The organism is Calothrix sp. CCY 0018, from assembly GCF_963920925.1.
GTDB lineage: Bacteria > Cyanobacteriota > Cyanobacteriia > Cyanobacteriales > Nostocaceae > Rivularia.
The window spans coordinates 1-12081 of record NZ_CAWUDI010000063.1 but is presented as its reverse complement, the minus strand read 5'-3'; the positions used below and the strand labels follow the sequence as shown (position 1 = coordinate 12081).

At 39.5% G+C, this 12081-nt stretch carries 12 protein-coding genes; 5 read left to right on the top strand and 7 right to left on the bottom strand.

Features of this window, described 5'->3' with window-relative positions; translation table 11 throughout:
• Nucleotides 1-12 precede the first annotated feature (12 nt).
• The gene (locus tag ACM03V_RS30760; protein WP_414624613.1) at nt 13-1032 is read right to left on the bottom strand and encodes a ParB/RepB/Spo0J family partition protein; all 1020 of its coding nucleotides are present in this window, start codon (nt 1030-1032) and stop codon (nt 13-15) included.
• A 153-nt stretch (nt 1033-1185) separates the two neighbouring features.
• The gene (locus tag ACM03V_RS30755; protein WP_414624612.1) at nt 1186-1938 is read right to left on the bottom strand and encodes a ParA family protein; all 753 of its coding nucleotides are present in this window, start codon (nt 1936-1938) and stop codon (nt 1186-1188) included.
• A gap of 331 nt (nt 1939-2269) precedes the next feature.
• On the opposite strand from ACM03V_RS30755, the gene ACM03V_RS30750 reads away from it, so the two are divergent.
• A complete protein-coding gene (locus tag ACM03V_RS30750) occupies nt 2270-3577 on the top strand; it encodes a pentapeptide repeat-containing protein (protein WP_414624611.1) in 1308 nt (435 codons plus the stop codon).
• A 130-nt stretch (nt 3578-3707) separates the two neighbouring features.
• On the opposite strand, the gene ACM03V_RS30745 is transcribed toward ACM03V_RS30750, so the two are convergent.
• Together ACM03V_RS30745 and ACM03V_RS30740 are read right to left on the bottom strand one after the other, a co-directional pair.
• On the bottom strand, nt 3708-4358 hold the full coding sequence (locus ACM03V_RS30745) for a hypothetical protein (RefSeq protein ID WP_414624610.1): 651 nt from the start codon (nt 4356-4358) through the stop codon (nt 3708-3710).
• Nucleotides 4359-4365: 7 nt separating this feature from the next.
• On the bottom strand, nt 4366-5613 hold the full coding sequence (locus ACM03V_RS30740) for an AAA family ATPase (protein ID WP_414624609.1): 1248 nt from the start codon (nt 5611-5613) through the stop codon (nt 4366-4368).
• Between the two features lie 251 nt (nt 5614-5864).
• On the opposite strand from ACM03V_RS30740, the gene ACM03V_RS30735 reads away from it, so the two are divergent.
• Both ACM03V_RS30735 and ACM03V_RS30730 read left to right on the top strand, forming a co-directional pair.
• Nucleotides 5865-6128 carry a type II toxin-antitoxin system Phd/YefM family antitoxin gene (locus tag ACM03V_RS30735; RefSeq protein WP_414624608.1) on the top strand — a complete coding sequence of 88 codons (264 nt, stop codon included), beginning with the start codon at nt 5865-5867 and terminating at the stop codon, nt 6126-6128.
• Nucleotides 6112-6498 carry a type II toxin-antitoxin system VapC family toxin gene (locus tag ACM03V_RS30730; RefSeq protein WP_414624607.1) on the top strand — a complete coding sequence of 129 codons (387 nt, stop codon included), beginning with the start codon at nt 6112-6114 and terminating at the stop codon, nt 6496-6498. The genes ACM03V_RS30735 and ACM03V_RS30730 overlap by 17 nt, the downstream gene beginning before the upstream one ends.
• Before the next feature lie 24 nt (nt 6499-6522).
• Here the strand turns inward: ACM03V_RS30730 and ACM03V_RS30725 are convergent, their stop codons facing one another.
• The 3 genes from ACM03V_RS30725 to ACM03V_RS30715 form a co-directional block, all read right to left on the bottom strand.
• Nucleotides 6523-8838 carry a hypothetical protein gene (locus ACM03V_RS30725; RefSeq protein ID WP_414624606.1) on the bottom strand — a complete coding sequence of 772 codons (2316 nt, stop codon included), beginning with the start codon at nt 8836-8838 and terminating at the stop codon, nt 6523-6525.
• Between the two features lie 1060 nt (nt 8839-9898).
• On the bottom strand, nt 9899-10360 hold the full coding sequence (locus ACM03V_RS30720) for a GIY-YIG nuclease family protein (protein ID WP_414624605.1): 462 nt from the start codon (nt 10358-10360) through the stop codon (nt 9899-9901).
• Nucleotides 10357-10527 carry a ribbon-helix-helix domain-containing protein gene (locus ACM03V_RS30715; RefSeq protein ID WP_414624604.1) on the bottom strand — a complete coding sequence of 57 codons (171 nt, stop codon included), beginning with the start codon at nt 10525-10527 and terminating at the stop codon, nt 10357-10359. Before ACM03V_RS30715 ends, ACM03V_RS30720 begins: the two co-directional genes overlap by 4 nt.
• A gap of 481 nt (nt 10528-11008) precedes the next feature.
• Here ACM03V_RS30715 and ACM03V_RS30710 point away from each other — a divergent pair, with 481 nt between their 5' ends.
• Entirely contained in the window at nt 11009-11521 is a 513-nt protein-coding gene (locus ACM03V_RS30710; RefSeq protein WP_414624603.1) for a hypothetical protein, read from the top strand.
• Between the two features lie 82 nt (nt 11522-11603).
• On the top strand, nt 11604-12081 hold a 478-nt coding region (locus ACM03V_RS30705), incomplete at its 3' end, for a hypothetical protein (RefSeq protein WP_414624602.1).

The following is a 12081-nucleotide window of genomic DNA, read 5'->3' as shown; positions in this document are numbered from 1 at the left end:
TTGAAAAAAATATCAAGCTGAATTAGCTGCTATAAGTTGTTCCAATTGGGTGATAAGAGGTTCTAATTTCGAGCGCTTATTGGGGTCTGACCAAAGACGCATCTTTTTAATTTGATTAAGTACAGACGTAACGCGCTTTGGATAATCACCATTTTCTGTTGATATTTGGTTTTCTTCTGTTGAAGCTTGGGTATTATTAAGAGCGCAGATTTTTTCTTTTATTGTTCTTAAAGACCAGTTTTGGGATATTACTTGTTCTAGAAAATCTACACGCTGCGACTGGTCTTTAATTTTGTTAATAACTTTAGCTTTTGTGTACTCAATCAAACCATTTCTCAATGCTTGTTGAATATCTGGAAACAACTTGAGTAAGGGGAGTCTTGAGGAAACAAACGATTGCCAAGATAACCTACCAAGGGCGTTAAACAAATTTTGGATTATTTGATATTTGGAACTAACCAAAACGTTTTGGTTAGAATTTCCTTTTTCTTCATTCGCCATCTTATAAAGTAGGGATACTACACTATCAGTTGGCATTTCCAGTTTGATTGCAAGCAATTCCAGAATACCTTCTGTTTCTTCAAAGGCGTTTAAATCCTCCCGTTGTAAGTTTTCGATCAGGCGGATTTCCTTAACTTGGTTATCGTCAAGGAAGAGTACATTAACCGGAACCTCTTTCAAACCAATTTTTTGAGAAGCTTTAAAACGGCGATCGCCACAAATTAGTTCGTAGGTGTCATCTGTTCGGGGACGCACTATTAGTGGTTCGAGGATTCCATTTTCTTGGATTGATTGCGCTAATTTATCAAGCTTTTCGGGGTCAAAATAACGGCGGGGTTGTTGTTTATCTGGGAATATTTTTTCTATAGATAAAGTTCTCAGTTTCTGCGAATTCTGCCCTGTATCTGCAATATCTTGATTTGAATCCAAATTGTTGTCGGCAGACTTACTCTCCTCAGAGGAATTAAAATTCGATTCTAAAAGTGCATCAATTCCGCTATCAAGACTAGAAGTTATAAATTTTTTTTTCATAATATTGAGGGTTGCGACTGTACTTTCATTTATCAATTACGTGTTCGTACCGTATAAAGCTTTAAATTACATTTTGGGACGTGCGCGGAGCTTATCTATTCAAATCCAAATGGTCAGCTTATAAGAGCGAACATTCAAACCTTCTCCTATCGCCTAAATTGATTCAATACCATTAGCTAATTCTTCAAACACATTAACTGCTGGATGTTTGGGAGCGTGCATGGCGAGGGGCATTCGCTTTTCAGAAGCATCAGTAAATGCCGTACTTCTTGGCACGGGAGGAAACACTTTTCCAACTTGGGATAGAGTTTCTTGAATAGTTCCTAACGCTCTTGTATCGTGAGAATTACGGCTATCGTATTTTGTGGGAACGAAGCCTGCTAAAAGTAAATCGCGGTTGATTTTTGATTTAACTCTTGCAACAGTTTTTAATAGTTCGCTGCTTCCTTCAAGTGATTTAAAATGCGTCTCAAGTGGGACGAGAATGTAATTACTAGCAACCAGCGAAATGTAACTCAAAATCCCTAAACTGGGGGGACAATCAATCAGGATATAATCGTAGTTATTCTTAATGGGTTCAAGTGCTTCATGTAGGCGTAATTCCCGCATATCAGCGTTAACAAGCTGAGACTCAGCCAACGATAGCGCGATATTTGTTGGTGCTAAATCCATGCCATTTATATCTTTATGAATTGGCAAGGGCTGCTCCTCGACTACAGCGTCGTAGATAGTTTTTTCCAACTCTCTAGGAACTAAACCCATGAAAGTTGTTAGCGTTGCTTGCGGGTCCATATCAACAAGCAACACGCGACGATTTCGCAGAGAAAGGTGATAGCCCAAATTTTGGGTAAGCGTGCTTTTCGCGACCCCACCAGCTTGGTTAAATTCGGCTATGATTTTAGTCATACTTCAATGTCAAATATAAGTGTAAATTGGTATTGCCACACGCATCCACCACAGCGATACGCTCCGTGGCTGGGGCGTGACACTGTAACGCGGGCGTATCTATGTACGGTTATGTCAGACGACGATACACGTAACAGGCTTTACTTGTAATTCTGTAATTACAGTTTAAGACTGTTTTATTAAATACGACAAGTTAAAACTGTGAAGATTTTCTTATTTAATTAAAAGCATTCCGAAAAATTACATAGTACAAGAATTATCGGGTACGGCTCATAAAGGAACTATCACGCTTCTTTAATACGCCTAAAAGTATTTGCTTTGAGGAGATTACATGGATTCACACGAGAAAGAAATATTTCCTTCTCTTGTACGAGATATACGTAAAAAGATAAACCTTTCACAAAGGGAGTTTGGTAAATTGTTCTCGCCTCCCGTTAAGCAGCAGTCGGTTGCTTCTTGGGAGCGTGGTTTGACAGTACCCGACCGCAAATACTGGTCAAAATTAGCGGAGTTACTAGATATGGAGGTGGGGCGCTTCTACGAATATGTAGGTACAAATGTTACTTCCCCCGCCAGTGTATTAGAAGATATTGCCCTTAAAATCAGAAGTTTGGGTGCATCAGAACTCGACTCAATTAACGAACTTATTGCCCAACAGTGGGCGAATCTTGAGAAAGAACCGGACTCAGCCGATAAAACGCACTTGCGAATTCTGAGAAAAGGGGCTGCAACCTGGAACCAGTGGAGAGAAAAACATCCGGAGATTAAGCCCAATCTAAGAAGTGTCGATTTGAGCGAGATTAACTATATTGATTTAAGTCAATACAATCTTGCGAGTGCTGACCTGACTAATATTAAGGGATTTGCAACTAATTTTTATCAAACTAACCTTGTTGGCGCTAATTTAAGTGGTGCAAATCTGCGAAATGCAAATTTTTGTCAAGCTGATATGAGGGCTTGTAACCTCAGTAATGCTGCTATCCTCAATTCACACTTAATTGAAGCAATTCTTAATGAAGCCAATTTTAGTAATGCAGTTTTAACGGATTCAAACTTGAGTCAAGCTAGTTTAATTAAAGCTAATCTTAGCAATGCTAACCTTACAGGAACAGACTTAAGCGATGCGAATTTACGACAAGCGATAGTAGAGGGAGCGGTATTTGTTAACTGCAAAGTTGCTGGAATTTGTTTGTGGGATGTGGATTTAACCCATATTAAACAATCGGGTAATCTTGATGTTTCTACGCCTAATAAAGACGACATCAAAAAAGATGATTTAGCGTGGGCGTTGTTTTGCAACTTGCGACGACAACAACCAAAACTTTTTGAAACGGAGAACTTAAAGAAATTTCTTGATGAAGAACAAGAAGTTATACGTATCGCGTCCGAACTTGTTGAAAAATTTGGTGGAGAATCGCCTGGAGGTAATTCTCGCTTATATGTAAAAATGCGTGATTTTACATCTTATAAAATTTATCAAGCTTTAGATTTGCTAGAAGTTACTGTTAGCGATGAAGATAGGTTCGCAGTTATTCTACGGGTAAATAACGGATGTATAGATAGCAATATAAAACCGAGCGACATCAAAAACATTAACGCACTGCTAGAGTTAGAAAAAAAAATTCGCAACAATAATTAGTATAAAATTTGATGTTTACTGTCAGCTAAATAAAAAACACAAGTAATTATATAATATTGATTTTATCAGCAATGAATCAGCACTTATTTTCTTTAAATTTTGTTATGCTACGTTTCCTATAATAACTGATTTATAGTATAAATGTTTCTGTTGCAAAGTCATTTTTAGTAGTAAACTTTGAACAGGTAATTGATATTATTCTTGAGAATCTGCTTGAGAAAGGTTTTCTAACTGCACGGGCGATGAGGGGAGCTTTCTTTTCTAATCCTTGTAGAGTTAAATCTCCATCCAAATATAATTGATACCATGATTGACGCTGACGCAGAACTCGTTCATCATCGCGCAGCCGCAACCGTTCCAAAGTAAATTGTGCTTTTTGACGTTGTTGCGGGGGAACTTTATCTGTTAACACCAACTGTAAAGAAGGAAGCAGAATTTCAAACCAATCATCTCCCAAATCAAAAGGGTCAAGTACTTGGTCATCAAGCGTACCTTTGCAACTATTAATCCAACCAGAAGCAAAGCGTAAATTACTCCATTCGTAAGCCAAATTACGATAATTATCGCGGCTAAGATAATGTTCTACAGTACCAACTGGTTCGTACATTACTGAGTATGCACAAAGATTATTAAAGCCATCAGCTAAATTACTTTTAAAAGGCGACCAATAATCCCTAGTTCCTTTTTTGGGGTCGGAATTTTTTGCCAACCAAGCATTTCCTGGTTGCCGTGCTTTTTTATCAAAATCTGGTGGTTCTGGTGGAGGTTCAAAGGGTATCATCTATATGTTAAACCCCCGACAAACCAGCAGAATTTCTTTTTTCTGATGTGACTATCCAACGCGCCCAAAATGGGTCGTGTCCGGGTAAAAGTCTTTGTAATTGAAGATGAATTTGTGAGTGGGTTCTCAAGTTTTCTGGAAAAGCATTCAAATCGTCATGGCGCATCCAGGCTTCTGCGGCTTCAATTGCATTTTCTGCTTCTTTAGAACGAGCTTGTTTAAGTCCAAAAATTTCTGATGTTAACCATCCAACTATATCTCCTTGTTTTGACCAAGGTATTTCATTAAGAGTGACTTCTAATTCTTCTAATTCAAATAAAAACAATCTATCTTCTGACTCATTAAAATCTGGTTCTAAGGAAGCAAGTACGAGTGGAGAATGGGTAGTTACTAAAGCCTGTATTTTTATACTGGGCTGTAATTCATATGCCACAGCTAAAATAGCTGGTAAAATTACTCTTTGCCACTGAGGATGTAAATGAGATTCAACTTCATCTATTAATAAAACTATTTGATTTATTGGCTTTTCTTGTCGCAGTTCAGAAGCTTTTTTATGTTCGTACCAAGTCCACACTAGTAGATAAGCTAGTCCCAAAATCCGCTTCATTCCGGCAGAAGCTTGAGTGACAGGAACGTTACCATAAGGTAGATTAACTGTAGGAATATCGCGCACGTCTTCCACAGAAACTCGCGTTGGTTCTCCAATCTCTATCCATTCCGAGGGATGAGGTGCAAGTTTTTTAATAACGTTAGAAAATAGTTGAAAGGGATATTTATTGGGTTGATTTTGCCATGTAACCCAATCTTGAATCAAACCGTTACAAAGAACTTTACCATTTGATTTTAAGCCGTTCCAAAGTGCATCTGGATTAAAATTATAAGCATTATCCCGGTTACGTGCGGGGTCAAAAACAGAAAAACCACCATCAACACGCACGTAAATAATTACCTCTTTTAACAAGGAAGGCATTTGTAAATTACGCCATTGTTGTTCTGAGAAATCAAATTTACTTTGATATTCCTTTATATTTTCTTCGGTGCTAACTAGGCAATTAATTTTTGGGTTTCCTTCTTTATTTCGTTGTGGATAAGCAGGTTGTTCTACCCAGTTTCCAGTGATTACCCACCAAGCAACATCGAGTAAAAAACTTTTACCCAAACCGTTATCGCCTGTAAATATATTGAGTCTATCGGCAAATTCAACATCAAAATGGTCGGCTGGACCAACTTGCTGGAGGTGAAGTTCTTTTAACATTTAACTATCCAAATCTAATATAAACGTGAATCAGCTCTATTTTTATCCCCATTCCCCTACCGTTCGTTGTGGTGCAATTTTAGATTGTAAACTTACCAAAGAATGGATGTGAATAACATATAGGGGACAGCTTTGTTTCCCAAGTGTCCGTTAAACTCAAATGTAAGCGTCGTTGTACGCTCTCAACTACGTGAGCGCCTTCTTAGTCGCAACGGCACGAACTAGTCGCAACAATAAGCGGGTATCCGTCAATGTATAATACAGAACTTCCTACTAATCAGTCTGACTTTGCAGAACTACTCCGCCGAGTTTTGGCGGGTGAAGAAGTTGTTCTTTCTCAAGCTGGCAATCCCGTTGCCCGTATTGTGCCTGTTACGAGGCAGGCATCACCGAGAATTCCAGGATTAGACCGTGGTAAGGTGGTTATCGCTCCTGACTTTGACGAACCCCTACCGGAGGATGTTTTGAACGACTTTCTTAATCCCCTAGACATCCACAATGAAAGCATTACTTGATACCCATGCATTTATATGGTGGGTTACAGACGATTCCCGACTTTCATCTACTGCTCGCGGTATAATTGCCGACGAGGGTAATGTATTGTTCTTAAGTGCTGCGAGTGCATGGGAAATCGTTATCAAAGTACGTTTGGGAAAACTGAATTTACCGGAGCCGCCAGAAACTTACATTCCGAGTCGGTTGACAATGAATCGATTCTCCAGTCTACCGATTCAGATGGTTCATGCTTTACAAGTAGTAAATTTACCGGACTTTCACCGTGACCCTTTTGACAGAATAATCATTGCTCAAAGCCAAGTGGAGAAAATGCCGATTGTAACTGTAGATACTCAAGTTACTCGGTATCCTGTTGATGTGATTTGGTAATTATGGGCACCCACCTGTAACGCTTCATTCATCAGCACGCTCGTTGAATGCCGACTCCAAACTAAACGGCAGGCACCCAGGATTAACAGCTGCCCAAGCTTCTGCCTCTGCTACCAACACGGAGCATCCCGAATCCAGGTAGAATTGGTACTTGGCGATTTGCTCCTTCCGCGATCGCTCTTGCCCTAGTAACAATCGTCCTGTTATCACGCAATAAGTCCTCACCGCTTTCTGGGCATCGGACAATGCTTTCAGCCGCAACCTGGTAGCTCGTCTCAATTCCTCAATTTCTGGGGAAGTATCAGCTGTTGATTCAAATGCAGTAACACCAGCTTCCACAGCCCTATCGGCGCTTTCCACAGGTTCTGGTGGCATAGCTTTCTCACAAGACGCAGCACAATCGGCTTCATCAAGGTTGATTGATAAGTTTTGATTATCGACATTTTCAGCCGCGCCGCCGCTCTGTGGGTATTTAAAATGCTTATTAGAGTTATTTTCTCTCGATTGAGAATTATTTAAATATTCTGATGAATCATTTGAATTAGTAAATTCGTTGTTGAAATTGTTGGAATTGTTAAGATTATTTACATTTTCATTTTCTGGATTTTCAATCTCAGAATTGAATTCGTTACTTGAATTATTAAAACTATTTTCAATTTCTGGATTTTGGATTGCGGAATTTGGTTGATTGTTGAAATTGTTAGAAAAATTTACATTTTCATTAACATCTGGATTTTCAATTTCCGCTCCATCAACTTCATCAGACATCTCGGAAGCAGACGACTCCCCCTGCGGGGAAGCGTCTGCGGGAGGCAGGCACAAAACCTTCATATAGGAGAAATACCCGTACTCGCCCATCTGGCTTGGATTTTGGGCGTTTTTATTTTGGTCAACGCTTATTTGCTGGTTAAAATACCCGTACTTGTCCGTCTGACAAGCATTTGAGCTATTTTCTGCCCAGGGGTCTTCCACATAAAAATTCGGATGCCACAGGTGGAGATATTTCCGCAGCGTTTCTCTAGAAATGGTTTTACCAAAACTACGTTTGTATTCAGCACTTATTGCCAAAGTTCGGTCGGTTATTCCTTCGGGTAAGCCCTTACTCCATTCCAATGCTTTTACCGACCAACGAATGCGTCTCTGAGCTTCCTGGCTGCGCCGTTCGCTCTGCGCTTTACGTCGGTCAAATGGTATTACGTTATCTTTGGTTTTGGGTTTTCTAGTATTCCCACCAGATGTAATTATGCCCGCGAATGTGGCTGCAAAGGTTCCACGGGGGCGTTCTGGGTAGCTGGCGTACTTGGAATACCATTTGTTGTTGGTACTCTTTCTAGCCCATTGACGTATCCTAGATTCTATTTCATGTTGGTGTCCGCAATATTCCGTGTAGCCAGGGGCGTTTGTAGCGACTTCTAAGGCGTATTTAACTAATTCTTCGTACTCTAACCCCAAAAATACTATTCCATAGCCTACAAGGATTTGTAGATAGGTGTTTGTTTGTCCTTTTCCCGTCCACCCGGTGGCGATGATTTCTTCCCAGTCAGTACGCCAAGAAAGAGCATCTTTAGAAAAAGATTTGCTGTACCTTTCTTTGGTTATCGTTTTTCTGGCTTTTCTGGCGAATCTTTTAAGTTTTGTTAAATCTTGGCGACGTGCTGCATGGTCGCAGTGGTTCAAGAAGACTTCTACGCTGTCGCTAATTGGTTGCAGGTCATCGTTTAGGAGTAAGGCACCGCTATGGGGCTGCATGGGGCAGCGGATGGCGTTGTAGTTGGTGACTGTGTTGCTGCCGTAGGGTTTGGCGTTGGGAAAGACTTCTAGGTGTCCTTGGCGGATGCTCAAACCTGCTTTTCTTAATGCTATTTCTAAAGCGCAGGCGAGCGAGAAGGTAGGTATTTGGGTTTTAAAGGGGATTATTAGGTGGTAGCCCTCACTATAGCTGGATTGTATGGGGACTATATCGGTGATGCCGATGTCTTCTAGGGCGTGTTGGATTTTTTTTACGGATTCTGGGTTGTGGTAGTCGCCGCCGTTATCTAGATCAATTACGCCGAATTTCGTGTAGTTCCCAAAGCGGATACCCACCAGTTTGGACGAGTCTTGATGATAGTTCCAAAGTGTGGAAGCTTGGAGGTAATAGCTAATAGTACGCCATGCTGGTTTTTTTTCTCCGCACGGTGCGGGGGCTACTATTGCACTTCTTGGGTGGTAGAAGTAATTTACGTAGCGTTTACCCACGGAGTTGGCGGGTAAATGAGGTTTAAGTTTTTTGTTCTCAGAAGCCGAACGGCTGGAAAAGCGGTTATTTTCTGGATTTTCTGGATTTTTTGGTAAATACATATGGCTGCTCCGATGTTCGTTTCATCGGGGTAGCCGCCTAACTTGTTTTGGTTAATTTCGTTCAGTGCAACTTAGAATGAAAACGAATTTTAAATGGTTTGCTGGGGTATTTTTCCAGCGTGCTGAGACGACTACTAATCGTCTCGCGGTTTTTTTTCGGTCTTTGGAACGGATGAGACTAGGCGAACTACCGCTTTACTGCGGTGTTTTCTGGTGTTTTCTTCTTAGTTACACGGAACGGGATTAACCAAGCACAAGGCGAACTACCCAGCTTTTTCTTGCGTTAAAGTCATGATTCCCTGACATATAAAAATGGTTTAATTTGTTACAAATACATACTTCCTCCTTGTTTTGGTTACTGAAGCTTTCCAAATGGAGGATTTCCGCATTTTTGTGCAACTATCTACGTCAGTCTTCTATCTTCGCCGGAATCTTACGATTAAAAAAAATGTCCAATTGTGGCAAAAAAAGCTGTACACAGAGACGCAACTTGTAATAAGATGTGTGTAGCACAAAGCGGAGTCATCTCTTGCCAAGACTTAAACAGTAATAGAAGCCTGCAAGCAATCCACACTGATTAGGTTCTTTGAGATATAACCCTCCGTTGCAATATTCAATTTTTAGGGCAAAATCCGCTTACTTTAAGCTTTTTTGTCCTTTAAACGTTTTAAATCAACTACAACCTCCTTAAATAATTTAAAGCCCCTATCAATTAATAAGAACTAATTTTACTTTTTGCTGCTCCTGAGTGTTGCAGCAAAAATTGTTCTGCCTGAACAAAACTAATGCTCCTATAATACTATTGCCTGGGAGCAAAGGTAAAAGAAATTGCAAAAAGAATAGAAAATAGGTTCCCGGCGAAGAAGGTCAATAATATTGCTGCATAGGCACAATGCGAGCAAGATTAACAGTTCGTCCAATGTACATACAAAACGCAGTTGTCCGTTGGAACAAAGTATACGCATGGCTGTGAAGGCATCTGTGAACGTTCAATTAATGGTAGCGATGGCAATTTAAGTGGGTCAATCTTGCAATAGTTCATGTGTTCTATTCTCCCCGTCTAGTTTTCGACTGAGGGGGGTTGGTTTTTTCTTTTATCTAGGAATTCCTGAATGGCAATCTGTAAGGCTTTAGTAAGTTGAAGTTCGTTTTCAACGCAATAAACTCGAAATCTTTGAGCTAGCGGCTTCGGGATAAGACCTGTAATTTGCGAGTAGTTAGGGTTGCAGTTTTTTCCGTTAAGTTCAGGCTCAAACTCTTGAATCAGCGCTTTTTCAATTTGAACGAGTAAATTTTTATCACTACATTCAAGCCAAGCAATCCTCACAGGAGTATCTAGCTTTATTAGATAGCTCCATTTTTGATGTGCTGCCCATCTTTGAGCAAGGTTAATGGTTCGACCAATGTACAAAACACGTTCATGCTGCATTACAAAATAAACAGCTGAGCATTTAGGCAAATGTAAACGTTCAACTAATGGTAACGATGGCAGGTCTAAAGGGTTTATTTTTGCTACATTCACTTGTTTTCTTCTTTTTGTTTGCGTTCTCTACGTTCAATCAATGCTCTTTTTACTATTGCGAGGATTAGCTGCGGTACACTTCTGAACTCTTCTTCAGCCCACCGTTGCAATTCCTCATGATCTTCTGGCTCAAAAGTAACGGTAGTTCTAGGTTTCTTTGTAGGCATTCAAAGGCATAAATTATCTACTCAGTAGACATTATGCGCCTTCATGCTACTAACTTTTACCAAATAGCTTTTTGATGCACCAGTTGATATTTGATGTACCTGATGTTATCCTACCATTGATAGAACTTATTCGCCCAAAATCCTTACGCTGCCAAAACTACAGCCTATTTTTGGGACAGATTCGTATTGTCTAAAAGCCTATGAACGAAATCATGAAAAAGTGAGCGGAGGTGCTGGCTATGGGTACTTATGAGAGGAGTCTAATTACATCAAAACATTGAAAACTCTTTTCCAGACGTTGTTTCAAGTTTTGTAAAAATGATTTGGTACCAAATGTCGTCCAAGTTATCAGATAGGTGTCCAAGGGTATTGATACATGATTCAAAGTTATTGACGTACCTGATAACTAAGAATTTGCGGATAGTCATTTACCTGATACATCATCACCGTATATCTATTTAGTACTAGTAGTAATTAATGTATGGCAAACAATAACTACTTAAGAAAATACAGGAAGCTCAGAAGTCTTTACGAGCAGACTTTGGGGAAGAAAATCTCGGATATAACTTGGTACAGGTTGGTTGCTTCGATGAAGCGCCATTTAGGGTTTGCAGTAGAAAATCCTGACTGTGAAGCGATTGTCAAATCAGTTGCACAATTTAAGTCACGCTATAAGCGATTTTCGTTTACAAGTGAAGATTTTCAAGAGTGTTGGGAAGTTTTTAATAAGTATAGAAATAGCAATCAAACCTTTACCTGTGACTCCTTTCTACACGACTTGACAAAAACATTAGAGATAAAAGAAATACCTAGAAGTACAAAATATCACTGGTTTAGTCGCTGTGGATTGTCTTATTCAGCTAATAAAAAGTTCAATAACGATGATTTTGCATTAGTTGCACTTGGTGCTGCCAAATGGGCATTTAATAAGCGCATTATTGGCTCAAAAATAAACACGCCTAAACCTAAAATTGAAGTTTTAGCTATTGAATGAATATGGCTCTAGTTTGAATAAAAAAACAACGATTAGAGTTAATTCTTTTGAATTGATAGTGGAGTAACTGGAGAAAAACAACATGGCTACTACAAAATTTCAGAACAACGTTAGGACAAGGTTGTACAAGAAGAATTATCAGGGTTTTTCACAAAGCGATTTTTTAGAAGCTGCAAAAATTATAGGCTGCGATGACTTAGATAACCCCACTCAAGAACAAATAAAAGCAGGGGTACAGTATTTGATTGATAAACATAATCAATCTCTAGAAATTCCCAGTTCAGAAAATTTAACAGAGGCTTTGACAGAATCAGAAACTACACAAAGAACGGAAAATACAACCGCAATTACCAATCAACAAAAAGAACAATTGATATCAGTACAAGCCCAATCATTGGGTATTGAACTAAGCGAATCAGAAATCACAGATATCTCCCAAACTGTTAGCGAATCATTCACCGACTTTGTTGATGCTGTTGAAACTATCAACTCACTAATCAAAGATTATGCCCAAAGTAAATTTGATGAAGTTGAACAAAAAATTGATGCTAGCAATAGCA